Source organism: Ensifer sp. EB106-05-01-XG146, from assembly GCF_058791875.1.
Window position 1 is genome coordinate 1,233,292 of record NZ_JBYTDX010000002.1, and the last position, 26,102, is coordinate 1,259,393.

The 26,102-nt window shown below is 59.1% G+C and carries 25 protein-coding genes and 3 pseudogenes; 17 read left to right on the forward strand and 11 right to left on the reverse strand.

Going from position 1 to position 26,102, the window contains the following annotated elements; genetic code table 11:
* Positions 1 to 1,254: 1,254 nt before the first annotated feature.
* Positions 1,255 to 2,355, reverse strand: coding sequence for a DUF475 domain-containing protein (locus tag AC3WVQ_RS25800; RefSeq protein ID WP_034800249.1), 1,101 nt, complete (start codon positions 2,353 to 2,355; stop codon positions 1,255 to 1,257).
* Between the two features lie 456 nt (positions 2,356 to 2,811).
* On the opposite strand from AC3WVQ_RS25800, the gene AC3WVQ_RS25805 reads away from it, so the two are divergent.
* The 3 genes from AC3WVQ_RS25805 (at position 2,812) to AC3WVQ_RS25815 (ending at position 5,097) form a co-directional block, all read left to right on the forward strand.
* Positions 2,812 to 3,720 carry a DMT family transporter gene (locus AC3WVQ_RS25805; RefSeq protein ID WP_159415864.1) on the forward strand — a complete coding sequence of 303 codons (909 nt, stop codon included), beginning with the start codon at positions 2,812 to 2,814 and terminating at the stop codon, positions 3,718 to 3,720.
* Positions 3,721 to 3,796: 76 nt separating this feature from the next.
* Positions 3,797 to 4,192, forward strand: a complete 396-nt coding sequence (locus AC3WVQ_RS25810; protein WP_492383195.1) for a VOC family protein — start codon at positions 3,797 to 3,799, stop codon at positions 4,190 to 4,192.
* A gap of 125 nt (positions 4,193 to 4,317) precedes the next feature.
* The gene (locus AC3WVQ_RS25815; protein ID WP_492383196.1) at positions 4,318 to 5,097 is read left to right on the forward strand and encodes an ABC transporter substrate-binding protein; all 780 of its coding nucleotides are present in this window, start codon (positions 4,318 to 4,320) and stop codon (positions 5,095 to 5,097) included.
* Between the two features lie 73 nt (positions 5,098 to 5,170).
* Here the strand turns inward: AC3WVQ_RS25815 and AC3WVQ_RS25820 are convergent.
* Both AC3WVQ_RS25820 and AC3WVQ_RS25825 read right to left on the reverse strand, forming a co-directional pair.
* Positions 5,171 to 5,749, reverse strand: a pseudogene (locus AC3WVQ_RS25820) (GNAT family N-acetyltransferase); the annotation flags it as partial.
* A 15-nt stretch (positions 5,750 to 5,764) separates the two neighbouring features.
* Complete coding sequence (locus tag AC3WVQ_RS25825; protein WP_192357937.1) at positions 5,765 to 6,229, reverse strand: GNAT family protein; 465 nt, start codon at positions 6,227 to 6,229, stop codon at positions 5,765 to 5,767.
* Between the two features lie 348 nt (positions 6,230 to 6,577).
* Here AC3WVQ_RS25825 and AC3WVQ_RS25830 point away from each other — a divergent pair, with 348 nt between their 5' ends.
* On the forward strand, positions 6,578 to 7,327 hold the full coding sequence (locus tag AC3WVQ_RS25830) for an SDR family oxidoreductase (protein WP_192357935.1): 750 nt from the start codon (positions 6,578 to 6,580) through the stop codon (positions 7,325 to 7,327).
* 126 nt (positions 7,328 to 7,453) lie between these two features.
* Here the strand turns inward: AC3WVQ_RS25830 and AC3WVQ_RS25835 are convergent, their stop codons facing one another.
* Entirely contained in the window at positions 7,454 to 8,317 is an 864-nt protein-coding gene (locus AC3WVQ_RS25835) for a LysR substrate-binding domain-containing protein (protein ID WP_492383311.1), read from the reverse strand.
* A 109-nt stretch (positions 8,318 to 8,426) separates the two neighbouring features.
* Here AC3WVQ_RS25835 and AC3WVQ_RS25840 point away from each other — a divergent pair, with 109 nt between their 5' ends.
* Complete coding sequence (locus tag AC3WVQ_RS25840; RefSeq protein ID WP_113079466.1) at positions 8,427 to 8,837, forward strand: tautomerase family protein; 411 nt, start codon at positions 8,427 to 8,429, stop codon at positions 8,835 to 8,837.
* Positions 8,838 to 11,086: 2,249 nt separating this feature from the next.
* Here AC3WVQ_RS25840 and AC3WVQ_RS25845 read toward each other — a convergent pair.
* Positions 11,087 to 12,046: a FecR family protein gene (locus tag AC3WVQ_RS25845; RefSeq protein WP_420844950.1), complete on the reverse strand. Its 960-nt coding sequence runs from the start codon at positions 12,044 to 12,046 to the stop codon at positions 11,087 to 11,089.
* A gap of 88 nt (positions 12,047 to 12,134) precedes the next feature.
* Between AC3WVQ_RS25845 and AC3WVQ_RS25850 the strand changes: the two are divergent.
* Positions 12,135 to 12,455, forward strand: a pseudogene (locus AC3WVQ_RS25850) (type II toxin-antitoxin system HicB family antitoxin); the annotation flags it as partial.
* A gap of 46 nt (positions 12,456 to 12,501) precedes the next feature.
* Here the strand turns inward: AC3WVQ_RS25850 and AC3WVQ_RS25855 are convergent.
* The gene (locus AC3WVQ_RS25855) at positions 12,502 to 14,040 is read right to left on the reverse strand and encodes an IS3 family transposase (RefSeq protein ID WP_457578758.1); all 1,539 of its coding nucleotides are present in this window, start codon (positions 14,038 to 14,040) and stop codon (positions 12,502 to 12,504) included.
* Positions 14,041 to 14,267: 227 nt separating this feature from the next.
* Between AC3WVQ_RS25855 and AC3WVQ_RS25860 the strand changes: the two are divergent.
* The 3 genes and pseudogenes from AC3WVQ_RS25860 to AC3WVQ_RS25870 form a co-directional block, all read left to right on the forward strand.
* Positions 14,268 to 15,074 (forward strand): annotated as a pseudogene (locus AC3WVQ_RS25860) (Mu transposase domain-containing protein); the annotation flags it as partial.
* A complete protein-coding gene (gene istB / locus AC3WVQ_RS25865; protein ID WP_089046329.1) occupies positions 15,071 to 15,862 on the forward strand; it encodes an IS21-like element helper ATPase IstB in 792 nt (263 codons plus the stop codon). The pseudogene AC3WVQ_RS25860 and the gene istB, both read left to right, overlap by 4 nt.
* A gap of 494 nt (positions 15,863 to 16,356) precedes the next feature.
* Complete coding sequence (locus AC3WVQ_RS25870) at positions 16,357 to 16,479, forward strand: hypothetical protein (RefSeq protein WP_255381107.1); 123 nt, start codon at positions 16,357 to 16,359, stop codon at positions 16,477 to 16,479.
* Between the two features lie 587 nt (positions 16,480 to 17,066).
* Here the strand turns inward: AC3WVQ_RS25870 and AC3WVQ_RS25875 are convergent.
* Positions 17,067 to 18,260 (reverse strand): polysaccharide biosynthesis/export family protein, encoded by a 1,194-nt coding sequence (locus AC3WVQ_RS25875; protein WP_112976870.1) that lies wholly within the window; start codon positions 18,258 to 18,260, stop codon positions 17,067 to 17,069.
* A 495-nt stretch (positions 18,261 to 18,755) separates the two neighbouring features.
* Between AC3WVQ_RS25875 and AC3WVQ_RS25880 the strand changes: the two genes are divergently transcribed.
* The 3 genes from AC3WVQ_RS25880 to AC3WVQ_RS25890 all read left to right on the forward strand — a co-directional run bounded on the left by AC3WVQ_RS25880 (position 18,756) and on the right by AC3WVQ_RS25890 (position 19,444).
* Positions 18,756 to 18,953, forward strand: a complete 198-nt coding sequence (locus AC3WVQ_RS25880) for a hypothetical protein (RefSeq protein ID WP_060529396.1) — start codon at positions 18,756 to 18,758, stop codon at positions 18,951 to 18,953.
* A gap of 91 nt (positions 18,954 to 19,044) precedes the next feature.
* Positions 19,045 to 19,257, forward strand: coding sequence for a hypothetical protein (locus AC3WVQ_RS25885; protein ID WP_112976864.1), 213 nt, complete (start codon positions 19,045 to 19,047; stop codon positions 19,255 to 19,257).
* A gap of 64 nt (positions 19,258 to 19,321) precedes the next feature.
* Positions 19,322 to 19,444 (forward strand): hypothetical protein, encoded by a 123-nt coding sequence (locus AC3WVQ_RS25890; protein ID WP_255381108.1) that lies wholly within the window; start codon positions 19,322 to 19,324, stop codon positions 19,442 to 19,444.
* A gap of 70 nt (positions 19,445 to 19,514) precedes the next feature.
* On the opposite strand, the gene AC3WVQ_RS25895 is transcribed toward AC3WVQ_RS25890, so the two are convergent.
* Positions 19,515 to 19,706: a hypothetical protein gene (locus AC3WVQ_RS25895; RefSeq protein ID WP_112976863.1), complete on the reverse strand. Its 192-nt coding sequence runs from the start codon at positions 19,704 to 19,706 to the stop codon at positions 19,515 to 19,517.
* 441 nt (positions 19,707 to 20,147) lie between these two features.
* Here AC3WVQ_RS25895 and AC3WVQ_RS25900 point away from each other — a divergent pair, with 441 nt between their 5' ends.
* The 3 genes from AC3WVQ_RS25900 to AC3WVQ_RS25910 all read left to right on the forward strand — a co-directional run bounded on the left by AC3WVQ_RS25900 (position 20,148) and on the right by AC3WVQ_RS25910 (position 22,842).
* On the forward strand, positions 20,148 to 20,570 hold the full coding sequence (locus tag AC3WVQ_RS25900; RefSeq protein ID WP_492383197.1) for a hypothetical protein: 423 nt from the start codon (positions 20,148 to 20,150) through the stop codon (positions 20,568 to 20,570).
* An 858-nt stretch (positions 20,571 to 21,428) separates the two neighbouring features.
* A complete protein-coding gene (locus AC3WVQ_RS25905) occupies positions 21,429 to 21,602 on the forward strand; it encodes a hypothetical protein (protein WP_162728862.1) in 174 nt (57 codons plus the stop codon).
* A 976-nt stretch (positions 21,603 to 22,578) separates the two neighbouring features.
* Positions 22,579 to 22,842, forward strand: coding sequence for a Y4lK-related protein (locus AC3WVQ_RS25910; RefSeq protein WP_246812617.1), 264 nt, complete (start codon positions 22,579 to 22,581; stop codon positions 22,840 to 22,842).
* A 410-nt stretch (positions 22,843 to 23,252) separates the two neighbouring features.
* Here AC3WVQ_RS25910 and AC3WVQ_RS25915 read toward each other — a convergent pair whose 3' ends face one another.
* The 3 genes from AC3WVQ_RS25915 to AC3WVQ_RS25925 all read right to left on the reverse strand — a co-directional run bounded on the left by AC3WVQ_RS25915 (position 23,253) and on the right by AC3WVQ_RS25925 (position 24,302).
* Positions 23,253 to 23,468, reverse strand: a complete 216-nt coding sequence (locus AC3WVQ_RS25915) for a DUF1515 family protein (RefSeq protein ID WP_250807053.1) — start codon at positions 23,466 to 23,468, stop codon at positions 23,253 to 23,255.
* Between the two features lie 400 nt (positions 23,469 to 23,868).
* Positions 23,869 to 24,063, reverse strand: coding sequence for a hypothetical protein (locus tag AC3WVQ_RS25920; RefSeq protein ID WP_252160680.1), 195 nt, complete (start codon positions 24,061 to 24,063; stop codon positions 23,869 to 23,871).
* Between the two features lie 104 nt (positions 24,064 to 24,167).
* Complete coding sequence (locus tag AC3WVQ_RS25925) at positions 24,168 to 24,302, reverse strand: hypothetical protein (protein WP_255381111.1); 135 nt, start codon at positions 24,300 to 24,302, stop codon at positions 24,168 to 24,170.
* Positions 24,303 to 24,516: 214 nt separating this feature from the next.
* On the opposite strand from AC3WVQ_RS25925, the gene AC3WVQ_RS25930 reads away from it, so the two are divergent.
* Complete coding sequence (locus AC3WVQ_RS25930; RefSeq protein ID WP_162728861.1) at positions 24,517 to 25,011, forward strand: hypothetical protein; 495 nt, start codon at positions 24,517 to 24,519, stop codon at positions 25,009 to 25,011.
* A gap of 285 nt (positions 25,012 to 25,296) precedes the next feature.
* On the forward strand, positions 25,297 to 25,578 hold the full coding sequence (locus tag AC3WVQ_RS25935; RefSeq protein WP_252160681.1) for a hypothetical protein: 282 nt from the start codon (positions 25,297 to 25,299) through the stop codon (positions 25,576 to 25,578).
* Positions 25,579 to 26,102: the final 524 nt, after the last annotated feature.

Here is a 26,102-nt window from a genome sequence, read left to right on the forward strand (position 1 = left end):
CTCGACGGGCGTGCTGAAGGAGAGGCCGATCATGATCGACGCCCGAAAAGTCCGGGCTCTTGCGCCACATCAACTGGCCTCGTCTGGCGGAGAGTGCTTGAGGAGACACCCCTGGCGACAAGATCGGGTCGGGCCTGTCGAAAGTCCTCGATGACGATAGCCCCCTACGCGACCTCCAACGTCAGCACATGGATGTGTTTACAAGCGTGCGGTGATGCCGCATTTTCGAACGCCTTGGCACCGTGCAGGGGCGGCTTTGGTTCGGCTTCTAAGGCACGGATTCACTCTCTACGGGTTCTCCGAAAGGACCGTCGCTGACGAGCTAAGACAGCCTGGAAACGTGGCATTCCCCCTCACCGGACCGTTCGATGTCACCCGGTGGGCACCGACCTCGCTGCATGAGCGCGGCCAGCGGGCGGTTCGTTTTGAGGGTACTCGAGGGGCGCGACGGCCACGCGCAACGCCGTGTCGCTCTCCGGCTAGAGCGCGCTCATCACGCCGTCAGCGGTACTGATGAACCGGTGTACGCGCCGCTTGTCGCGCACAATGGCTTCGCCCATTCATGGGCGTGGGTCGATCGAACACGGGCCTTCATCCTCGGCGACTGGGACACACCTCAGTTCGCAGGGCGGTTTTTCTGGCTATCGGTGGGCGGTTAGGACTTGTGATCTCGGAAGCGGGAATGAGCACACTTGATGATCCCGCCTCTGGGTTTTAGACGGCGCTTACCGTTGCCGGCGCCCTCGCCAACGGAAGAGACATCGGCGGCAGCCAAAGGTAGTCGGCGTTGGAAATAAGCCGCCGCAAGGCTGACCTTGGAAGGACACAGCACGCTTTGTACGGGCTCGATCCGGCAGATTGATCTACGGTGCTTTAATTTAACCTTGGGCCGGCCAGGCGTAGAACCCGCGCACCGCTTCAGATGGCCTTCGTGGGGAGACGGCAGGATTAGGCGGCATCACTGGGACGGCGATCAGGATTTCCGATTTGCTTAAATTGCGATCGACGGCTGAATTGAGAGCACAGGTACCCTTTGCCGTTGACCACGGATGTACTGGCATCGGCATGGTGCGATCACGAAAGGTCGGGTTTAACCCGGCCTTTTTGTTGGATGACGCTTTTCTTGGTCCTGTGCCCGCCGTCATTTTGCCATTTCAAAGCAAAACCACCGATCCCCCTCGAGAAGTTGCTCTCGATAAAGAATAGGCCCGGCGGACATGCCCGCCGGGCTCATTATCAAGTCAAGAGATCCGATCAGGCTCGCAGTTGCTCCTGCGAATCCCGCGTTTGCACCTCTTCCATTTCGCGTTCGCGCCTATTGTGGCGAATGGACGACCAGAGCGAGATACCGATGAGCGCAGCACCTCCAAGGCCGGTGATGACTTCCGGAATGTGGACCAGCGTCTGAAAGTACATGACCACCGAGAGGACCAGGATCGCGTAGAACGCGCCGTGCTCCAGGTAGCGATACTCGTTGAGCGTTCCCTTCTCAACCAGCATGATCGTCATCGAGCGCACATACATGGCGCCGATGCCGAGGCCAATCGCAATGACGAAGAGGTTCTGCGTCAACGCAAAGGCGCCGATGACGCCGTCAAACGAGAAGCTGGCATCGAGAACTTCGAGGTAGAGGAAGGCGCCGAAACCGCCCTTTGCCGCCGCATTCATGGTCTGCTGCGAGGCATCAAGCAGACCGCCGACCACCTCAACCACGAGGAACGTCAAGAGGCCGTAGATCGCCGAATACACGAATGTGTGGACCTCTGCCGGTTCGAGCAGCGTCGAAAAGCTGAGAATGAGGGCGAGAACGAACGCAATCTCGATACCCTTGATGGTCGCAAAGCGCGCCATCTTGGTTTCGATCCACTTGATCCAGTGCACGTCCTTTTCATGGTCGAAGAAGTAGGTCAGGCCCACCATCATCAGGAAGGTGCCGCCGAAGGCCGCTATCGGCAGATGCGCGTCGTTCATGATGCGCGCATATTCCTCAGGCTTGCTTGCCGCCAGAACGATCGCTTCGATCGGGCCGATCTTCGCCGCGATGACGACGATCAGGAGCGGAAAGACAATACGCATGCCGAAGACGGCGATGATGATGCCCCAGGTCAAAAAGCGATGCTGCCACTCGGGCGTCATGTCCTTGAGCTTGTTGGCATTGACGATGGCGTTATCGAACGACAGCGAGATTTCAAGCACCGCAAGCACGGTGCAGATGAAGAAGACGGAGGCCATGCCACCGATGGTGCCGGTCGACTGCCAGCCGAGCCAGGCGCCGAGCACAAGGCCGACCACCGTGACGATGAAGGCCCAGGTGAAATAGCCGAGCGCGCTCGAATGCGATTGAGGCTGGTTCATCGACGTGCCTCCTTCGCGCGGACGACGCCGGATTCGGTGAAAAGATGAGGTTTCAAAACAGAAATGCGCACGGCCGAAGGGGCACATGCGTGAGGCATGAGATCAGTTTTCATGAGAGCTAATCCGCCGGCTAATTTGCTGGCGGTACCGACATCACGAGAGCGCCGTAAAAACTCTCGCCAGAGGGGCCCGGCACCAGTGTTCGACCCGCGATCCGATGTCTGGACGGCGGGCACGCTTGACTAATTAGCAGTGTCGGGCGGAACGTCAAGGGGGCGGCCACTCGCTTTGATGGTGGATCGCCAAACGGTTGTTGCCAAGCCCTGTCTTGGTTCGGCCGCCGCACCCAGCGTCGTCACCGATTCATTCGCAAAACTTATGGTTCCATACACAGACGGCAATGGATCGGCCGCGCTGAATGTGGCATGGCGTGCGCAACTTATTGAAGGCCCTGACATGACCGTGATCTCCGCCCCCATAACCGCCCCGAACGCCGCCCGGACCGGGGTTCTCATCATGCTGCTCGGCATGCTGATGTTTTCGCTGAACGACGTCATGGGCAAGTGGCTGGTCGCGACCTACTCCGTCAGCCAGTTGATGGTGATCCGAAGCGTTGCGGCACTTCTGTTCCTGTCGCCCTTCATTCTCAGGCGCGGCCTGCGCTCGATGTTCCAGGTCGAACGTCCCGGCCTCCAGGCCCTTCGCTCGCTGCTCTTTGCCATCGACGCCTCGGCCTTTTATTTCGCGGTCGCCTACATGCCGCTTGCCGATACCATGACGTACTGGCTGGCAGCGCCGATCTATGTGGCGGCGGCCTCGCCGTTCCTGCTTGGCGAGAAGGTCGGCTGGCGGCGCTGGACGGCGATCCTCATCGGCTTTGCCGGGGTCCTGATCGCGCTCGAACCCTCCAAGGAAAGCCTCGGCCTTCCGGCCCTGATTGCGCTTGCCGGCAGCACCGCCTTCGCCTTTGCCCTCATGCTCGGTCGCACGCTTCGCTCTACGCCCGACACGACGCTGGTCTTCTGGCAGATCGTCGGCGCGCTTATCTTCTCGCTCGTCGGCGTTGCCGCCAATCCCGCGGGCTGGGCACCGGTCGATGGCGAGGCGCTTCTGCAGCTTGGCGCGCTCGGCATCGTCGCGATGCTCGCGCATATCCTCGTCAATCGGTCGCTGAAGCTCGCCGATGCCGCCACCGTCGTCCCGCTGCAGTATACGCTGCTCTTTTGGGCGGTCGTATTCGGCTGGTTCTTCTTCGGCGACACACCGCGTCCGACCGTGCTCATCGGCGCGGCATTGATCGTCGCCTCGGGCCTCTTTATCTTCTTCCGCGAACAGCAGTTGAAGAAGCGAAAGGCAAAAGCCTGACCTCCACTCCCGGCGGGGTTCCATCATCGGCGACACTCTGCTACGCCGCCGAGATCAGAGCGTGAAGGAGATGCCCGTGGCCAAAGCGATCCATTCGATGATCCGTGTTCTCGACGAGAAGCGATCGATCGACTTCTATCGTGTGGCCTTCGGGCTCGAAATCGCCGAGCGGCTGGAGTTCGAAACCTTCGTGCTGATCTATCTCAGCAACGAAGAAAGCGAATTCGAACTGGAGCTCACGGTCAACAAGGACCGGACCGAGCCCTATGCGCTCGGTGACGGCTATGGCCATCTGGCGCTGTCGGTCGACGACCTCGCTGCCGAGCACCAGCGGTTGACGGACGCTGGCCTTAACCCGGGCAAGATCGTCGAATTCAACCGCGACGGCACCCTGCTTGCGCGCTTCTTCTTCCTGGTCGATCCGGACGGTTACAAGGTCGAGGTACTGCAGCGCCACGGTCGCTACAAGTGACCGGGCGGTCACGGCAATCAACGAAAACAATAGCGATTATCGCGCCTATCTATTTCGCTTATAGGCGAGCGCGACTTAGTCTTCCCTGGAAGCATCAAGAATGATGCACAACAGGGGGAACGCGAATGAAGAAGCGGATTGCAGCAGCAGTGCTCGCCATCATGGCGACAACGGCGGTCACGGCCCAGGCCGCCGAGAAGATCAAGATCGGCACGGAGGGCGCCTACCCACCCTTCAACTTCATCGATCCGGCCGGCAAGATCGGAGGCTTCGACGTCGACATCGGATTAGCACTTTGCGAGCGCATGAAGGTCGAATGCGAAGTGGTCGCCCAGGACTGGGACGGCATCATTCCCGGTTTGGTGGCCAAGAAATACGACCTGATCATCGCTTCGATGTTCATCACCGAGGAACGCAAGAAGCAGGTCGCCTTCACCAATCCCTACTACCTCGCAGCCATGACGCATGCGGCCCCGAAGGGTGCAGGCTTTACCGAGTTCACCAATGAGGCGCTCAAGGGCAAGGTGATCGGCGCACAGTCAGGCACGACCCAGGCCGAATACATCACCGCCACATACCCCGATGCGGAGATCAAGCTCTACCCGACCCAGGACGAGGCGAACCTCGACATGGTCAATGGCCGCCTCGACCTTCAGGTTGGCGACATGCTGCCGCTGCTCGACTGGGTGACGAAGAATGCCGACGGAAAGGCATGTTGCGAACTGATCGGCGAGCCGATCACCGACAAGAAATTCGTCGGCGAAGGTGTCGGCATTGCTGTGCGCCAGGAGGACAACGACCTGCGCGAACGGCTGAACAAGGCGCTGGACGAAATCCGCGCCGACGGCACCTACAAGAAGATCAACGACAAGTACTTCACTATCGACGTCTATACGATGAAGTGACGCGTGAAGGCGGGCGGAACAGCCCAATTTGAGATCCGGCCGCGCCCCAAGGGCGCGGCCGGATCCTCTTTTCTTACTCTTCTCTTATCGCGCGCTGCTTCGCCACGATCGCCTTGAATTCGGGATCGTCGACGAGCGACTGCACGGCCCAGTAGCCTTCGAGCCACTCGGCCTCGCCTTCCCAACCGCCATCAACAAGCTGGCGGAGATTGGCAAGCGCCCGAGTGCGGTCGCCGGCAAGCATCCAGGCTCCGGTTGCGTGGAAGCGATTCCAGTTGATGTGATCGCTTGCCTTCTCCAGATGAAGGCCCCATTCCAGGCAAGTGTTGAGGTCGAGATCGCCGACGTTCTCTGCCGGCAGGTTACCGCTATAGCCACGTGCCGGTCGCGTTCGATGAGGCCACAACCCTTGGCTATTGCGATCAGAACCCTTGTTCGAGGCGTGCGTATGCCACTCGATATCGGGACGTCCGCGCTTCATGCACTCGGTAATCGTCGCAGCCGCTGCCGCTTTGCCAAGCCCAAGGCGCCGATAGGCAGGTTCGGTCCCGACACCCACTTCGCAACGGGTACCGCTGACGCTGTCGGTTGCGCAATGGCTGACGACGGATCCGTCGTAAAGCACACAGAAGCCGATGGCGTTTTCCAGGAAGAGTTCGGGAGAAGCTCACCCTTCCATGAGATCGGTTACCGTCTCGATATTGCCGGGTTCCAGATCGAGCAGGCGCTGGTCGATCGGCACGAGACGGAAGCCGTCAGGCAACACCGTCGCAGCAAGACCAAGACTTGCTCCCGGCAAGCCCATCCTGACGCGCGGATGGGGCCGGGCGAAGCGATTAGACCAGATATCGCCGAGACGATCGGACCAGCGGTCTTCGACGAAGAAATAGGCCCAGTCAGGGATCAGTTCCTTCAGGGCGGCAAAGCTATCGCCCGCCTCGTCGAGCAGGCCCGCGAGATAGTAGGCATCGCCATTTGCGAGCACCGCGACGCGCGGTTCGACCGGACGATCGACCCAGACTTTACCTTCTACGATGCCGTCGAGTACGGCATCAATGGCTAAGTGGGTGGAAGAAATGCATTTTAAGACGGTGTGAGCAGCCGGATAGGCCACTTGTTCGAGTAGAAACATGAAAATGCAATCCTGTTGCGGCGGGATATCCCATCCCTGCCGCTGGAAGAAAGAGTAGAGACAAACAGGTCGTCCCGTTTCAGACCGGCTTTAGCCGACCGGCGCACGGCGTTGGACACTGTCATCTCCCACCCTCTCTCTTCCTGTGCGCCCGGATCGGGCGCGATTGCACTCGACGAACTAGACAGCCGAGCCGGACGGAACAAGCGCTTTACGGTGACCGCTTCAGATGGCCCTGCGGCCTGTGCGCTTGCGCCATTGGCGGCTGGAACGACAGGCGCTAAAGCTCTCCTGCCGGGATTTGGTGTGGCGTCAGCCCGGAATTGGCGGAATGCATCGGAGACCGACATGTTCGACCTCAGCGGAATGACGGCATTGGTAACGGGTGGCGGCCGCGGTCTCGGCTTTGAAATGGCAAAGGCACTCGCGCGGGCCGGAGCTACCGTGGCGATCAACGGCCGCAATGAAGCAGCCCTCGATATGGCGCGCCACAAGGCTGCCTCCGACGGCATCGCATTCGACATCGTGGCCGGCGACGTTTCGACGGATGCGGAAAAGATCGTCGCTGCCGCCGCCGGCAGGACTGGCCAACTCGACATCCTCATTCACGCCGTTGGCGAGCGCGACCGGCGTGGGACCGAAGTCATGGATCCCGCCGCCTTTGCCACCCTCGTCAACACGGACCTGACGGCTGCCTATGCGATGGCGCGGGCAGCACTTCCCTATTTCCGCCGCTCCTCGTCCGCCCGGCTGATCTTCGTCACATCGATCGCCGCCTCCGTGGCGCGGCCGGGCGACCCAGCCTATACCGCGGCCAAGGGCGGTCTTGACGCCCTCGCCCGTTCGCTGGCGGTGGAGTTTGGATCGGCGACACTGACGGTCAACGCGATTGCACCCGGCTGGTTTGCAACCGAGACCAATGCCGCACTCGCCTCCGATCAGGCACTGCAGGCCTTCGTCGATATCCGAATTCCCTTGAAACGCTGGGGCCGACCGGAGGAGATCGCGCCGGCCGCCGTGTTTCTGGCCTCGCCTGCCGCCAGCTTCGTCAATGGCATAACCTTGACGGTGGACGGCGGCATGACCGCGCAGATGTGAACGTCATCGTAGACAATCTTCCTGGTGCAGCGGCTGGTTTCGGGATTCGCCTTGGCGCTGTGTGCTTGGAACCGGAATGCCTGTAGATCGGCGCTGCCGCGCCGCAGTCTTTCCGCGTGACCGTCTTCACCACCGCTCGGTACCGGCCGCCAGGCCTTCGGCAAGCAGCGTGGCGAGGTTCGACGCCGGCTTGTCGGCTTTTGCCTTCAGCCGCAAGCTGAATTCCGCATTCGGCAATGCCGGCAGCGAAAGTGCCGGGGGGGCGACCTCGATCCCTTCTCCGACGAAGCGCGCCGTGCGCGCGGTAACGGCAATCCCGCTTCGCACCGCTGCCCGCAGGCCGGAAAGGCTGGGGCTTGTCGCCGCTATGCGATAACGACGACCCGCCTCGTCAAGGGCTGCCGTCGCGGCCGCACGAAAGCCGCAGGGTAGATCCAGCACCGCGATCGGCAACTCGCTGTCAGCCGTGGACGGAGCATCCGACGCCGATAGCCACAGCATCGGTTCGCGCAAAATGGTGATCTCGTCGGGCGTCGGCCCCTCCCGCATGACGATCAGCACTTCGATCAGCCCCTGATCGTAGGCCGACGTCAGTTCGCGGGATCGGCCGACCCTCAAGTCCAGCCGCACGCGGGGGTGGGTGCGCCCGAAGCGGCGCAGGAGATCCGGCAAGTTGCTGTCGGCGAAATCCTGGGTGCAGCCGAGCGCCAGACGGCCATCGGTACTGGCCCCCTTTAGGCTTAGCCATGCATCACGGTGTACCTCGAGAATGCGGCGTGCATGAACAACCAATTCCTCTCCGGCCGGCGTCAAAACCCGCCCTCGACCTGAGGGCGCGAGCAGCGGCTCGCCGATCATCATTTCCAGGCGCTGCATCTGGGCAGTCACCGCCGACGGAGTCCGCCCAACGGTCGTGGCCGCATTCGCAAGGGAGCCACTCTCGGCGAAAGAAAGAAAGGTACGGAGGAGATCGGGATCAAAAGCCTGCATAACTTCAACATAATCGAAGTTATCATGCGAAACAATTCGATTTTCTAGAACATATTGAAGTGGCAAATTGGGCTCACAAAGAAACAGGAAACCCGAAAGGAACCACCCAATGCCCATCATCAACGTCACCGTCAGCGGCAAGCCGGACACCGCACTCTCGTCACGGATCGCCGCTTCTGTCAGCGAATTGACGGCAGCGCACCTGCGCAAGGATCCGACGATCACAGCAATCGTCGTCACTTATGCGGATCCGGAACACTGGTTCGCTGGCGGAAAGTCGCTTGCCGAGCAGGATACCAACAGCTTCTGGCTCGACATCAAGGTCGTCGACGGGACCAACACCAAGCAGGAAATGGCTGCTTATCTCGAAGCCATCTTCGGGCGCTTTGAACAATTGCTCGGACGGGTACACCACGAGAGTTACGTTCTCGTCCACGAAGTTTCGGCTGCCGCCTATGGCTATGGCGGAGAGACGCAGGAATTCCGCTACATCAGCGGTAGGCTGAAGTCCGGCGATTGAAACCCTTTGTCACCACAAGGGCAAAGCGCATGATAGCAAGCGCATCTCCCACGCAGTAATCGAAGAAACGGCAGCGGGTGTGGCGAGTGTCCCTGTCGATTGCCAAGTGAAAACGACGCAACTCACCTCCACCGATGCATCTTATAGTGCGACAACCCGTGGCCAGGCAGCCAAACGCCCGGGGGCTCCCCTCGACCGCTGGCGCCACTTTGACTTCAGGCCTTGCCGCCTCGCCGGGAGGTGAGCGCGACGAGCGCCTCACGCATATCCGGTCAAGTCTTCGGAACCACGTCACATCGAGGTCGAGGCGCTGATCCACTTGGAACTGCAGGACGTTATCGGCGCGCTTGCCTTGAAGGACGAGCGAGATCCGAGCCAACTGATCGAAGCGGTCGGGCAGGCGCCTCTTTCCGCCGGTTAATCTTCTTCGTGAAAGTCTCTGCATCGCCCTCGGCGGCCCACCGGTTGAAACCCGAGCGGTCCGACAGAATGACTCGTCGGCGCCGATGCCAACTTGAGGCACCAGCCAGACGGCATGGACCGCCTGTATGGCGAAGACGACAGGGCCGCCGACCGCAGCGGCAGCGGCCAAAGAAAGACGGCTGGGTATGAAGCTATCCCCTCAACCTGCTTCGCCAAAACTTCAGGTCGGCGTTCTTCCGGCAGAAGAGGAAGCCTTGCGAGGCCCACGGGTCCGATGATGATGATGATTAGCAGGTTCTGCCAAGGGATGCCTCCGATCGCCGTCAGGATCGAAGCACCGCCGCTGATGACCGGGACACTAACCTCTTTCGACTTCCACCACGGTGCATCGAGACTGAAAGGCATCACAGGAACGGGGCATCTCCTCGGCAACCGGTACCACCTTGACCTCTCGTCCTGCAGCCTCGCAGGCGTGAGCGCGACGAGAGCTTTGTGAATGTTGGATCGCGTCTTCGGGCCGAGGTCACCGTCGACGTCCAGTCGTTGGTCAGCCTGGCACTGTCGGATGCTGTCGGCGTTATAGCCGCGAGAACGAGCGAGATCGGCGTCCGGCGTCGAAGCGGTCGGCAGGGCCATTCTTGCCGCCATTGCTCTCCTTCGTGATGGTCTCGCCGTCGACCTCATCGGCCCAGCGGTTCAGCCCGCGGGTGGCCCAATAGAACAACGGACGAGGCCTTCCCAAAGGTCAGTGTTGACCCCATCCAAATCTGTGACGAAGTCGGGGCAGGCGGCGCGACACCAAACCGCGGAACTGGCGATAGTTGTCCTTGCCCGTCAACTGCGTGCCGGTGCGGCCACGATAGAGGTAGTCGTCGCCGTCCTTCTCCTCGTGTTGCCAAATTCGGTTCGCGTATCGTAGCGCTGCTACGCCGGGGTCCGGCACCAGATCTCGCAATCGTACCTGAAGTCGCCGCTTTCGTGCATCAACCTGCGCACCGAGTTGGCCTGTTCATCTCCGGTTTTGGTTGTCGTGATACAATTCACGAGTCGGATCCATCCAAGAGGAGTGAAACATGAGCCGAAATACCGTCCTCGGAATAATTCTCGCCGTGGTGGTGATCATCCTGGTCGTCGTCCTAATGCCAAAGAAGGAAGCGCCTACGGAAACTGCAATGCCGCCAGCAACGACGACTGAGCCGACGACATCTCAACCGTCGACGACCACGCCATCGACAACTGAGCCGGCAACAACCCAGCCATCAACAACGACCCCGTCGACGACAGCACCGGCAACCGCTGAGCCGTCAACGACCCAACCTTCGACGACCACTCCGTCCACTACGGAGCCGTCAACAACGACACCGTCAACTACTCAGCCGTCTACGACGCAACCTTCAACTACGACGCCGGCTCAATAAGGCCTGGTAGCGACCACCCTACGCTTAGACAGCGGTTAGCGGTGGTCGCGCTTGCCCAACCGGATTCCTGTGGTCGCGTAATCATTCTAACCGCAACCAACAAACGTGTCTGCGAGGACGAAATACCCCGAACGCCGCAATGACGAACCGCTCGAACGCTGAGAAGGTCCATCGTCCCTGGGGCACGATCGCCGTCGACAATGTGGCAAGCACAAAAATGCTCACCTTGAAGAATAAGGCGCGTCGCAGTTCGGGATACGGTACATCCATCAGCCGAGGCACGTAGCCGGGTTCAAGCCACAGATAAGCATGGAGGCTGTTCGGCCTGACACCACGCCTTTGTTGTGCAGAATGCCGGTCAATACCGCTATGGCTGCCAAGATGCCTAAAAGCATCCAGACAATGCTCTCAATCGTGGCTTTCGCGCTGTTGCGCTCCCTCATCTCGGCTCGGCTTGTCGCCGCCATCGCCGTTTCGCGGTCCTGGGTCGCCGGGGTTGTCGTTGCGTGGCCCGGGATCACCCGGGTTTTCAGGCCGAGGTCCGGGATCGCGGGGCTTCTCTGGCCGTGGGCCCGGATCGCCAGGCTTTTCTTCCCTTGGTGGCTTTTCCTCTCGCGGTTTTTCCTCGCGAGGCTTTTCCTGGACGGCGGGGGCCGATCGCATAGGGTTGGAGCGGTCGGTGTCATCGAACTTGGCCGCCCTTAATCCGCAGCCGCCCCCGGCCCAACCCAGCGCACCAGACAACCTCTGACCTCCGGAGAGGAACGGCAGCGCCTGGGCATTACCCAGGGATTTCAACGTCGTGCGGCTGACCCGTTTCGGTTCGGTGGCCCTCCGGCCAGGCTTGGCGATGACGCAATCGCAGCGCTGCGTCAGCTGCCGGCAGCCGCCTGGACCGCAGAAATCCGCCGCGCCGCTGAGCAGCACCACCGCGGTGGTGCCATCCGGGCCGACAAAGAAGTCGAAGGCGGTGCCGCGCACCCCTATGGTGCCGGCCGGCGTGACGATTTCATAGGCGGAATGGCCGGATTTGCCGCTGATCCAGCGGAACGTGCCCTTGGCGGCCATGATGGTCAGCTTCTTCACCGACTTCTTGTCGTCATAGACGAACTTGTCGATGACGACGGAAGACCCCCAGCCGACGGCAAGCTTGGTGCCGTCCTCGAAGACAAACTGCCCGAGCCCGGACTTCGATGTCGATATCCGTTCGTTCTTGTAGACAGGGTCTCTGACCGCAATCGCACCCCGCGCACCGTTGACCGCTGTCCGGATCTCCACTGCCTTGCCGACCGGTTCGGCGGCAAACAGGGACATCGGACCAAGGACCACGGCACAAAGCCCAAGTGCGGCACCACGCAAGCAGAACATGGCACCCTCCAAAGAACTATTGTTATCATATTTCAAAGATTTACGTCTTCTAGCGAAATTGAGGTAAGAGACACCATCGCGTAACCCTATGGGGTGTAGCCGACGCCCACTCGCAGCAGACGCAACTAACGCCGACAGCGATTTCGGTGTGTCCTTTCCTGACTTTCCAGGTGTCATAAGAGCAGGCACCAGCTTGGAAAATGCGCGCGCCATGGCTGAGGAAGCCTTGGCGCTGCATATCAACGGCCTAGTCGCTGATGAGGAAGCTACTCCCGACTTTCATCTTTGGATGCCGTGATGGCCGATCCTGGAAATATAGCGGGAGTTGCGATTCTAGTAGCGCATAAGACTGAGGCGAAAGAAATCGGTCCGCGTAAAGGGCACTTTACCTGAAAATGTTGTCAGGCGACATGTAAAACTGGTCCGGTGGAGGTGCGGACGAATTCTTGGACTGCTTATGCTGCAATTCCGAGGTTCCGGCGGTATTCCGCGGGGCTAAGGCCACCGAGTGAGATTTTTATGCGATGCTGATTGTACCACCGGATATAGGAGTCCACCTGCTGCATGAAGTCGTCAAGCGTCGTGTTGATCCAGTCGCGATGGTAGTACATTTCGTTTTTTAGCCTTCCAAAGAAGCCCTCGCAGGCTGAGTTATCCGGTGAGCACCCTTTGCGTGACATAGAGCGGGCCAGCTGAGCATTGTGCATGCGCGACAGCCAGCCAGGCCAGCGATAATGGGCACCGCGATCAGAGTGCACAACTGGACGCTCGGAAACGCTGATCGTTTCGATTGCGGCATCGAGCATGGTGTTCACGAGTTCTGCGTCTGGACGTGTGCTCACGGACCAACTGACAACAAGCCCGTCGAAGCAGTCGATAATAGGCGACAGATACACTTTCCCCGCCGGCAACTGGAACTCCGTGATATCGGTAAGCCACTTCTCGTTTGGCCTTGCAGCGTGGAAATCACGATTGACCAAATTCTCGGGTGCAGCGTCTAGTTCCCCTTGGTAGGACGTGTACCGACGTCGCTTCACGGTGGCGACGATGAGCTGCTCCTGCTTCATCAGGCGGCGGACGACCTTTTCGGAAACCTGCTCTCCTCTCCTGGTCAGGGCCGCATGAATGCGTCTGTAGCCGTAACAGTTACGATTGGCTTCGAAGAGAGACACAATGGTTTGGCGAAGCTTGGCGTATTGGTCATCAAGGCCAAGCAGAGAGCGATGATAAAAATAGGAGCTGCGGGCGAACTCAAGCCGCGTGAGGAGTTCTGGTAACGCATAGATCTGTCTCAGGGCATCAACCAGCAGGGTCTTTTCCCGGTTTGCCAGGAGCCGCAGGTCGATGCCCAGATCTTTTTTTAGGAGTTCGTTAGCCTTCTTCAGCAGGTCGTGCTCGAGTTGAAGGCGCTGCACATCTCTACGTAGCGCCTCGAGTTCACGCTCGAGTTCGTCTCGGCTGGCTGTCGGTGGTAATTCGCGACGGCGTGTCATGGATGCAGGGACCTCACGACCAAGTTTCTGGTTCTTCCAGTCGTACAACGTCTGCCGGCTCACGCCTACCTTCTGAGCCACCGAGCGGGCACTCCCCCGCCGAGAGCACAAATCGATCACGGCCGTTCGCTTCTGTTGCTCCGATCTCGTAATAGCGGTTGCGTTGCTGCTGAGAACTCGTCGCCTGCCATCGGGTTCATATTCGTCGATCCAAGCCGAGAGCTTTCCACGGCAAGGGTAGCCAAGCGCCTTGATGGTCCATGCTATGCAACGGCCGTGGCTCAGATAGTGCTCGACGGCAATCCGCTTCTGCTCATCCGAATACCGTCGTTTGGTGCGAACATAACCTGCCGACAAGCCGGGACCGCGTTCGTACTCGCGGCACCATTGCTTGAGAGCATTCTTCGTCGGATAGCCCAACTGACGGATCGTGGCCTTCACGCGTCTACCAAGCTTGATGTAGAGCTGCACGGCTCTCATGCGGTCTTCGTACGAATACATGAACTATCTCCTGCTAGTCCAAGAATTCGTCCGCACCTCCGGTAGCGACACCTAAAACTGGTCCCCCTTTCAGACCTTAGGAGGGACTAATGGACGTTGAGACAGGTACGAAGATCTCCGCGAGATTGGCGCGGAGAGAAGCGATGCTCGAACCGGACGAGGTGACTGCGATGCTGCGGCTCAAGAAGCTGGGGTGGGGCACGCGGCGGATCGCGGCGGAGCTGGGGCTTGGCTATTCGCGTCGCACATACGCGACGGCGTTTCTCCACGACCGTCAGTCTGCCTGGTTCGATGGGATGGAGGCAGCCTTCAGGCATTTTGGCGGTGTCACAAGCGAGGTCCTTCTCGATAATGCTGCGGCATTGGTAACACGGCACGACGCGGTGACCCGCGAGGTCGTGTTCAACGATCGGCTGCATGCCTTCTCCCGCTATTGGGACTTCCGTCCTCGCGCATGTGCACCATACCGGGCTCGTACCAAAGGCAAGGACGAGCGAGGCGTCGGGTATGTGAAGCACAACGCACTTGCCGGACACAGCTTTGACAGCATGGAAGGCCTTCACCTGCACCTTGCGTGGTGGATGCGCACGGTTGCCGATCTTCGATGCCATGGCACGACAGGCGAACCACCACTTGAGCGCTTTGTCCGCGACGAAGCTATGACGCTACACCCACTAAATGGCAGGCCGCCATTTCGTCAGATCCGAGAACTGCTGCGCAAGGTCCACGCCGATTGCGCCGTTGAGGTCGACACCAACGCCTACTCAGTCCCGTGGCGGCTCATCGGCGAGATTGTCGAGGTGACGATCAGCGGTGGCCAGGTCCGCGTATTCCATGCTGGTCAGCTTGTCGCGAGCCACGCCGAGTCACACGGGCGTCATCGTCGCCTGACGGATCCCGCCCATTTTGTCGGCGTCAGCGGCTTCGGCATGCCTGTCAAGCAAGCCGCGCAGGCCGATCCGCCCGCTCCCAAGCTGCCCGAACTTCTTCGCCCACTGTCGGAATATGAGCGGTTGATCGGAGGGCAATGGTGATGGCAGTTGATCACGACACGCTGATCGGCTGGCTGAGCCGGCTGAAGCTCACCGCCATCCGCGACCAGCTCGACAACCTTCTTGACGAAGCCTCGCGCGCGGATCTCACCATTCGCGAGACGCTCGCATTCCTGTGCGAACGCGAGATTGCAAGGAAGGACGAGAGACGCATCATCATGGCGATGAAGATCGCGCATTTCCCGCATGCACGAGATCTCGAGGGATTTGATTTCGAGGCGCAGCCCAGTGTCGATCCGCAACAGATACGAGAACTCGCCACCGCCCGTTGGGTGGCAAATGGTGATGCCTTGCTGCTGCTCGGTCCACCTGGCGTTGGGAAGTCCCATCTCGCGATTGCGCTTGGAAGAGAGGTCATCCGTCAAAACTACACGGTGTTGTTCACAACGGCGCAGGCATTGGTCGCAACGCTCGTGAGAGCACATGGCGAAGGACGCCTGGAAGAACGACTTGGGTTTCTCGCCAAGCCCAAGCTGCTCATCATCGACGAGCTTGGCTATCTTCCACTCGAGCCCAATGCAGCCCACTTATTTTTCCAGCTCGTATCGAGGCGCTACGAGCGGGGTGCAATGCTCGTCACTTCCAACCGCAGTGTCGGAGAATGGGGAACAGTGTTCGGCGACCCCGTCGTGGCAACTGCTATCCTTGATCGGTTGCTGCATCACAGCCACGTCATCACAATCCGTGGCGACAGCTACAGGCTACGAGAAAAGCGCCGTAGCGGGCTTCTACAAAAGTCCACGACGGCAGCCGGTATGGAGAGTAACTAAACACCCTTGGCGGACCAGATTTGCGTGTCGCCTAAGGACCAGTTCACGATGACGCTTGATAAATGTTCTTCAGCAGATCGACGCCTTCGCTGAGGCTCACTGACTGACCCGATCTTGGTTGCTGGCAAAGGCCGCCTGCGGCCGCCAAACGAGAAATGGAACTCACGGCGGCGTAAGGTCATAAAACGCGAGGCTCCCCTCGCGTTTTTCTTTGCCGACCTCAAGCCATATCGACCCAATTTGGGTAGAGCCATATCTGCAAAGCCGCTTTGAGGCCCCGGGAAGAAATCCCTCCAAACCATGTGATGATCCCTTTTGTTTAGAATAGAAGACCCCGCTCAATTGCAGGCAAGATCAATGCAGCGTGAGGCGAGAGGCATCGCCCTGCGACGAGCTGCAGGGCCGTGGCATTTGGCCACAGCCTCTCGAAACCCACGATGTCATCGCGTATCTCAAACCTCCTGGCCACAGCCGCCAGCGAGCGTGAGATTGTCATGAAGCAGCGCGATACACGGAAATACGACCAGCAACTTGGCTTGATCGTTTTGGCAGCCTTCTTGGCCGTCCTCCTCATTCAGGGCGCCATGCTGTTCCTATCGATTTGGCTTGGTGCGTAGCAGCAGCGCGTGCGTCCGCTCAAATTTGCCTCTTCGCTAGGAAAAACGGCCCACTGCCCCGGCATGGCATTATGCCGGCTAGGGGAACGTGATGGGCTATGTCTGGAGTGGCGGGCGCCGCATGGAGATTGCGCGATATCGTGCTAGCTGCCTTACTGATGACCGTCACCGCTCAAGTTGTGAGCAAGGCGAAGTCTCAGCGCACGATTCGGAAAAGCGAGAGCACACGCTCAACTGGTGATCAATCGAGGCGAATCATGATTCCCCACGAAATAGCAAGAGAGGCATGTAGCCTTGCAACTCGTCACCTCGCGCGGGGGGAACGCCATCCGACCATGCTGATTGGCCAGGCTATTTTCCTGGAACGCCAACGCTGTTCGAAAGTCGAATTTTGTTGCGCAAGCAGCGAAGTAGTTAGTGAGATCCGGGCGCGTAAGAGGAGAAAAGGCCCCGAATTCCCACAAGGTGATCCGGGGTCTTCTGCCCGAGCATTCAATTTCTACAGACGTCTAAAATCAGCGCCATTCCCTCGCGGAATGCAACCAATCGATTGCAATTGCGCGCCAAGACGAGGGCCGCTTGGACTGTTAGTTGCCGAGATCCGCGGCACGGTGCATCGCGACTGCGCCGGTGTTCGCCACTCTCAGGGGCTGACCTACGATACCAAAGAACTTTGAGATGTCCGTCGTCAAGTGGCGCGACACATAGATGATGTCGCGGTTGTTGACCGGGAACGTTTGTCCGACCAACAGGCTGTCTGGACGGCTCATGTCTAAGCGGTAGACAAGCGGCACTCTCCCATGGCTGTCGGGCCGCATTCCCTTCTTAAGCATCGCGTCATATCGAGATCTACCGAGCAGGGATGCTGCTATCTCTGCTTCTTCATATCTGAATACGAAGAACCCTTCGGCGTCTGTCGCGAGATCGTTACCGCCCCTACTCATGCCGACCGCCTCGATGAGACTGAGATCTCGAGAGCCAAAGGCCTGCCGCCTGTTGGATTTAACAGCGCCCAGAACCGTAAACTGCCGAGGGTCGCGAACCAGGGTTATCTCGTCACCGGACTGAACCCAGATGTTTTCTATAGGATTGTCGATGAGCGCGCTCATCAAGACGGTGCCAGATTTGTTCCCTCGGGTTACAGTGACAAACGTGTCATAGGTCTCACCGCGTACACCTCCCGCTTTCGTGATTACGTCAGTGAGCTTCTCGCCTGCCAGGCTGAGCGGAACTACAGAAGCAGCGTTGACCGCGCCGGTGACCGTGACGTTGCGCGATGCGGTGTCCAGCGAAGTGACAATGACGTCAGGCTCAACGGCCTTGCCTTTGAGCGCCTCAACGATCGCGCGTCTCGCTTGTTCCAGGGTCAGTCCCGCAAACCTGACCTCGCCGACGTAGGGGATTGCGGCTTTCCCATCCGGTTGAACGACCACAGGTATCTTAGCTGCCTTCGACTTAGAGGTTGAGAACAGGCCTTCGGCCCCAGCTTCAAATATGGAGACCAAGAGGCGGTCGCCTATCCCGACAGTCGCGCTTTCCGGTCTTCCACCCATACCTAGGCGCCTTGAGAGCGTCGTCTTTGAATAGGCTGAAATTAGGCTGGCCGATCGATTATCGACGTCAACAACTTCATAGACCGTCGCGTCATTGCGGTGGAGCTCTTCAGGTGACTTGCCGGCGTCTGAAAGGATAGCATCAGTTAGCGGCCCCGCTCCAGGAACCACGTCCTGACAGGATGTAAGTGCTGAAACGAGAAACAAGGCAACAAGAATGCACTTCAAGCTAACTTTCCCTTTAGAAGGCGGGGCTTCCCGGTTGAGCGTTCGACTTCGCAGACGCGGCATTGATGCGCCAAAGACCGATGCGGTTTCAAGCATTTTCATTACTGATCTGGCAAATTGAGTGCACGCGGGCGCCGCATGAAGACCGCGCGATGCGCGGGCGTCGTTCAGTGCACGTTTGTTCTAGCTTCCAAGCGTTCGAGGCGGCGGTGAACGCACGCCACCTGACGACGCTTCGGTAACGACCTACCGCCGCAATCCCTCTTGCTCTCCGCCGTTCATCGCCTGCAAAGGCCGGGCGCTGAGAAGTGTCTCCCGGACCATGCCGACTTTGCTGTCATACTTGTCCAGCTGTCGCCAACCTCCTGAGCCGTGACGACGCATTGCGTCCTCCTGGTTCATCCGGTGTTGAAGAAAAGTTGAAGTGCAAGAGCCCTTTCGCCATGCTCTAACCATTGCGATTGCCAATCGCCCGGAAAAACTGAGGACCTGCCGGTGGATTTCGAACGGATCGGACGCGCCCGCCTGATGATGCGGCTCCCTCATCATCGAAAGAAGCTCGCGGAGAGTGAATTCCTAGCCCTAACCAGCCTGATCGAAAACTACGGCGCGGCAGTGATTGAAAATAAAGAACACGATTGCCAGGCAATTGAAGAAAAGGTCGATCGACTTCTCTCGTCGCTTTTCTCCTGACTTTGGTGGGTATGCCGCTTTCCCGGTCGGGCAAAATAGCTTATTTTAGACTTGTCTTATATTCTGATAGGTAGCCGGCAGGAGGGTATCCATGGGGCTTGGCGGGACAACGATCAGAGCCGAATTTCTGGGCAACTATTCTGTCGCGTCCCTCGATCCCCTTTTGGGGGTCTTCGAGCTATCAACTTCGACGAATACGATGATCGAGGTGCTGCTGGACCGGTACAGCGCGGAGGCATTGCTGTCGGCCCTCGCGCAGTTCCTGGCGCAGGGAGAGGCTTCGGAGTTTGATGATGGGATGTGAAGGGTTTGTTCGACGATGTGCGCTACCATCCAGACGAGGCGTGACGCCGGCTGGAGGATGTGTGATGGGCTATGATTGGAATGGCGCTCGCGGGCGCCGCATCAAGATGGCGCGATTGGGAACGGCCGTCGCGCTGGCGGCCTTGCTGGTGTCAGTCGCGGCCGAAGTCGTCACGCGAGCGATCTAGCAGAAGCTAGGCGATGGGCTATCAGCCTCCGAGCATCGCCGGTCGCGGCATCGATCATCATTTTCGAGCCTCATGTCTTCGCCGGGTCTCTGCCCAAGGCATCACAGATTTTCTGCCACGATTTTGAGCCCATTCCCATCATCCGCAACGCGTCTGTCGTGGGGATGTTCTTCATGTCGTCGACGGTCTCATATCCCCGCCGTTTGAGCTCGCCAAGGAGCTTCGGGTTTCTCAGCCTCAGGTCTGAAAGCTTCGTGGTCATGCCCCATCAGATCAGGCTTTCGGGCATCGCGCAATTTGTAGGATTCTCCAAAAGGCTCGGAATAAGTCGCCGCACGTGATAGTGTTAGAACGAGCCCGAGTGATCCTTTCGCTTGCTCGGGCTTCTTGGCACAGCACACTTCTTCGGCCCCATTGGTTGCTCTCTGGGGCCATTTTTTCGGCGCCTCCGGACGTTGCCTGTTGCCTATGATCCATTACCCCCACGCGTCTAGGCCGAGCTCAATCGATAGTCCCCGGAACGGAGCCTGTTGGCACTGCGCCGACCTCAGGACCCGCTCTCCCGGACGGGGCCGCTGCTTTGAGCGGCAACGTCCCAGACTTAGGTCCGACGTGTTGACGCAAAGGTCCGGGTTGCATTGCCGAATCGAAATTGCTCCGCCACTTGCCGGTTAAGCACCAGCGGTTTCAGAAGCCGAGGCCGTTGAAGCCGGAGATCCCCGAGCGCGGCTCTGAAAGCGACGGGCCGGGCGGTTCAGCTCAGGTTCAGGCTTATGGAGCCAAGCTGAGCCTAGAAAGGATGAGTCAAATGAAACTGAACGTATCCACCCTTGGCGCCGTCGTCCTGGCGGCATCTTTCGCGCTACCGCTAAACGCCGCGCCAATCTTCGTGCCGAAGCCGGAACAGGGGCAGACCGGCGATGTCCATCAGGTAAAGCACCGCAAACATCGCCATGAGCATGCGGATCGCCACTGGAAACGGAAATACGCCCATCGTCACTGCGGCTACTACGACAGGTGCTACCCCCGCTATTCCCGGTATTACGGCTATCGTGACCATTACCGATACGGCTATCGAGACTACTATCAGCGGCGGCAAGGCGTGACAGTCTACTTTAATTTCTAGCCGGCAACTCTCGCTTAACACCGCCCTTGGGCGACCTGGGGCGGGGTTTTCGTCGTTGGATACCGATCGGGCCTCTTCGCACAGCACACTCCTCGGCCCCGTTGGTTGCACCTTTGGGCCTTTTTTTTGCGAAGACGGGAACTCAATAGCGCCGTCGGCGTTTCTCGCCTGTGGCAACCCTGAGTCCCCCGATCAGGATGACGCCTTCACGATCTGCCCGGATCTGAAAGCCACGACAGTGCCCCAATGGCCTCGCTCTCCGCGGCGAGGCCATACTTTTTGGCGGGGACTGCTTTGCTCCCCTGACGGAAAGCGCCTGCCCCACCCACCCACAATCTGGCATTGTGCGTGGCCGAGAGAGGGAAGCTCGTGTCTTACGATTGGGAAGGAGCCCGGCGGAAGCGGAACAAGAGCCCTCGGCTCTGGCTTTTGGTCGCCTTCGCAGCTTGGCTGGTCGCTCTCGCTTTGGCGCAATAGGTGGGTTCTTGTTCCATGTGGAGCCACCTGAGGAACCTTTCGCACACGTCCGCGTTGAGGCCTACTGGTGATCTTGGGTACCTTCGGATCAAGGTTGGGAGCCTCGTTGCCTTGCCGTCGAAGATCGGCTCTTCTTATCTGTTGGAACCCAAATCGTCCGTTGCGGTTTATAGAACTGCTCCGAGGGTTTCCCATTTTCCCTCCGGGGTGCTTAGGAATTGGCCCCCCAAAAGGCCCAGAGGGGCCAATTCTTTTTGTTGGGTGCGAGCAGGCTCGCGGTCTTCCATTGGCACCTGTCGCCGCAGGCATTTTGGGGCATCTGAGCGCCTTTCTTCCGTGGGGGCTCGTCACAGCCTCCTCCTGTCCAACGGAGGACCTGACATGGACGACGAGATAAACCTTGCCGAATTAAACGACGTAGACTTGCATATACTGCTCTTTGCCGTGGCACTTCTTTTCCCCAATGCCTCTGAGGATAGGGTGTTTCGCAAGATCGCCGAAGAGGCGCAGCGGCGTGGGTGGACAAAGGCGCCGGATGAGGCCGTTACCCACTGATCCGGGTCAAACGTCCGAGGTTGGCCGACCTGAAACGCGGACCTAGCCCTTCCCCCCGCGTCTCGGCAATCCTAGCCGAAATGATTATGCAGGTTCACCCCAGAGTAGGATTGTGCCCGACCAGCACATTTGCGACGATGCAACCGTGGCTGCACAACAGGACTAATCCATGGTTGTGTTTTTCATTGCCGTGCGACCATAGCATTATTGTAAGCATTGCGTTTTTTATGGTTTGACGACCTTCCACGGATGAAGCCCCGCAATCCCCATGCGGGGCTTCATTCGTTTGAGTGCGTGCGAGTAGATGGCGCACACGCTCTTTCGTGGCTCCGCCGTTTGAGTTTCTGACTTTTGCGGAACCATTCCCAGATCAGGGTGACACCTGCACACTCCCTCCGGAAGTGGAGTCTGATAAGTGCCTATGGCCTCGCCCCGACGGGTCCATTCCCCTACTGGTTGTGGGAGCTACGGATGGTCAGGATGGCGCAGAACAATTCCCTACAGTCGTGTAGGACGGCGGCCCGATTGTTCCTTCTCCCAGGAGCCCATGGATCAGCCACTCTTGGCCCGTCGTGTCGTGCCGGACCACTTTTCTCCCGCTCCCGGCTTGCAGGTCTAGGCGGAACCAGTCCCGGCGTGGTAGGTTTAGAGATCGTCCTGGCGCCCGTTCACCAGGACAATTTGGCACGTACCTTCAAGGGCCCCGTTATCGGCTTTCGGGGCCCTTTTTTTTCGCTCGGGGCTGGGACCTCTATCAGACTTACGCGTTTATACGCCTGCCTATGATCAATGTACCCCCGTAGGATCTAGGATAGGCTCCATCTATTAGGAGCCAATTGGCACCTTGGTGCCGAGGCCCCGCTCTCCCCGGACGGGGCCGTTTCCTTGCCTGCCCTCCCAAATCTTTAGGATCATTTTTGCTTCTAGCAACGCCCCCGCGCTTCGTATTAGCCTCCCGATCGAAGGAGGATCCGACATGACCGAAGACAAACGCCAAATGAAAGCGAGCGAAATTCCTGCATTTGTCGATGAAGTGATCGGGGCCGGTTGTAACATCACGGCCGTGGGTCATGACAGGTATGTGCTTGGGGACATCGAAGAGCAGGACCGGGCGAAAGACGAACTCGACAGGATCACGGGGAAGTACGGCAACCGCGATCCTTTGAAGTTGCAGCTTGTCGCCTACCTTTGGTCGATCGGCCGATTCATTGACCTGGAGACTGAGGGGACGCGCCATTGACTGCAGAAAACGCCGGCAACGCCCCGGGCAGAGACAGCGACCTAAGTAGCGCTGCGCATATACACGATAACCGTCTTTTCCTCACAGGCGCAATCTTGCATTGTGCGCTACCGAGAAGGAGGCGCAGATGTCTTACGATTGGGAAAGTGCCAGACGGCAACGGTACAAAGGCGCGCGCCTTTGGCTTTTGATCGCGTTCGCAGCCTGGTTTATCGCCATCGCGCTAACGCAATAGTTGGAACGGCGCGATGTTCCGAACGATTGCCGTCATCACCTGTATCTTGGTCGCGGGCATGCCGCTGACAAGTTGCGCAGGCCGCTCGTGCCGGGATTGGCCGGGAACATGCGTCATCCAGTGATGGCAGCGTCACATGGAGAGGGAACCGCCTTACCCTGCTCTGCGTCCCGGCTTATCCCTTTCCTATGATGACAAACGCGATGCGTCGGATTGCCTCGGCAAAGCTCACACCAATCGTGGCAATGCCAGTGACACCGAGCGCGCCGATGCCCATGAGCTTCCATCGCTTGACGGCATCGGTTACTGGCTTTATCTCCGAGACGTCCTCGCCGATCGTGGCAACCGATGCCTCGACGTGCCCGACACGGTCGACAAGCTGATCCTGCACTGGTGAGCGGCGGCGCGACTGGTCGCCGCCCTATCCTGCGCTCGCACCGAGCCCTCCTCCAAGCGGCGGATCGATTCCTGTAAGCCTCGCATGCATTGTTCTGCCTTTCGATTTTCCGGGTGCCCGACCGGGCGCCGTCCTCGCGGATCTCGGCGACCAGCCAAACGAGACCGGCTAGAACGAGCCTGCGGGTTTCGGCAATTCGCGGACATGGGTTCCATTAAATCCCGGAAAAGCGATTTCACTAAATCCGGGACAGCTTCGGCCGGCGCCCGCGACGCCTCGTACGCGTCGAGGAAGTTGCGATAATAGCCGGCAATCAGCTTCGCCTTGTCGTTCCCGTTGACGATGTTGAGGGCACCGACCGGATCGCCGTTGATTGGTTGAAATAGTCGGCGTGCTACTGGCCGGTGAACATGCCACGGATCATGCCATCGAACAGAATGCGGATGGCCGTCGGCATCTCGGCCGCCGTCTCCGGCGCATCGGCGAGGCCCAACTTCTTATAGTTGTCCTTGCCGGTCATCTGCGGCAAGTCCGCGGCCGCGATGGCATAGCCGTCGTCGGGGCGCCGTGTTGCCCATCCGGCCGCCATAGACCTTGTTTGCGAGCTTGCGCGGATTGTGGTCGAAGGGATTAGCGCTGCCGATCGTCGGAAGCGCGAGGGCCACACTTCGGCGATACGCTCGGCCGAGTAGTTCAGGTTTCGGTCATCGGCTGCATCGTTTCGCCGGTTTCGTGAAAGACCGTCCCCAGCATATAGGCGAGATGGCGATTGTCGAGCACCTTACCGATAGACTGGCGCCGATCCCGCTCGTCGAGGATGGCGTTCATAGTTAATCTGGCTCTGTTTCAGGCGGCCGCCAAAAGGCGCGCGCCTCGCATAGGCGAGGAACGTCGTTCTGTTCATCGGGTCTGTCCTCTCTTTTGAGGGAGTTAAGACGCGGGAGCGCGAGACATGTCAAATTTAATAGTCAGAGCGCACTTCCCCGGCCAAAATCGCCCCGTGTTGGGCTGTAAAACGGGCTTCTGCGGCTAGGAGCCCAGATTGGAGGAAGACTGCGGCATGTTTAACCAAACGCGATCCGGGTACATCCTTCCTGACGACTTCAACATCGTTTCCACCGTCTTTAAGAAGGTCGTGGCCGCGAGGAACATCGATCGTCACAGCGACGAAGCTGAATGCTTGGCGCGGCAAGCGCTTTCCCTGTTCATGAACGGCAACCGAGATGCATGGGAACTCGAATGCAGACTCAGAGATTCCTGCCGCTCAATGGTAAATTTCTCAGGAGGCGCCGGAAGCACCGAAGTCATAGACCTGCTGCCCGAGCTGTCAGCATGGGCGCGCAACCTGACGGTCTCGCCAGAGGCTGCAACCGCCCTGACTGAGCAAACCCTGGAATATGCGATCGACCACATGTCTGAATTTTTAGAGACGTCCGACATTCGTGGCTGGCTCGTCCGATCGATGGTCGAGCTTCGGCTTGGTCGGGGTCGTCGCTCACGTTCTGGAAAGCCACGCGGAGGGAGCGATGGGCTATGACTGGAGATGATACGCGACCGCAGTATGGAGAAAGAGGACGGTTTGGAGATCTGCCGTGAAGCAGCCAAGATGATGCGGCAACGGCGTCAACGACTCCAATGATCACGTACCTGCAGCAACACTAAATTACCCCACACGCCTGCAATCTGCGGTTTTGCCTTTCACGCGCAGGGAAGAATCGGCCGGAGAGCTCATCGGTTTTAGCGAGGTCGCTCGCAATTGAAATTTCGATTTAACCCTTCCTTGGCTGCGCCATCTTAGATTGCACACCGAAGGGGGAGCGAAATGCAGAAATTCAGGGAACTAGGACGTCGCCGGTTATGGGTGAGACTGCCGAAATTTCGACGGGCGCTCGAAGCTGATGTCCGCCCGGCGGAGCTGAATGACCTTTTCGAGGCGTATGCGCTCGCAGCCGAACGATTGGAAGAACTGCAAACAGAACAACATCCAGACCAATGTCTTGTATTCGAGTACGAGGTAGCAAGCAGGGGGATCGAAGAGGTGGTAAAGAGCCTTCTGACTGCTACCCCCGGCAATGCGGCAAACAACACGACGCCTGTCGCGTAGCTGCGAGACGCAAAAAGGCCCCGGAACCCCACGAGGATGATCCGGAGCCTTTCCGTCTGAGCGTTCGATTTCTACAGACGCGCCATTTATTGCTGAAAGTTCCGAGATTTCAAGGTGTACCCCACCTGACCAAGCACGGTATGACGCCGGCTGGGGAATGATGGGCAATGACTGGAGTGGCGCTCGCGGGCGCCGCGTGAAGATTGCGCGATATGGAACGGCCGTCGCGCTCGCGGCCCTACTGTTTTCGGTCGTGGCCCAAGTGGTGGGGCGAACGATATAGGGAAAGTAGATGGATGCTCTGGGCGGTTGGGATGATCGCAGGGCGCGATTGCGGAGTTGCTACCGCGAAGACCGAGTCCTAAAGACAACGCAAGATGGCTGCCCGCGACGGAAAACGGCAAACCGGTGTCGCAGAGCCAATGGTCGCCAGTGAGCCGCCGCTCAATCGAAGCCCCGTCAACGGAACGGAAGTATCGGTCCAGCGCCGTCTCATCTATCGGTATCGCGTCAATCGCAACGCG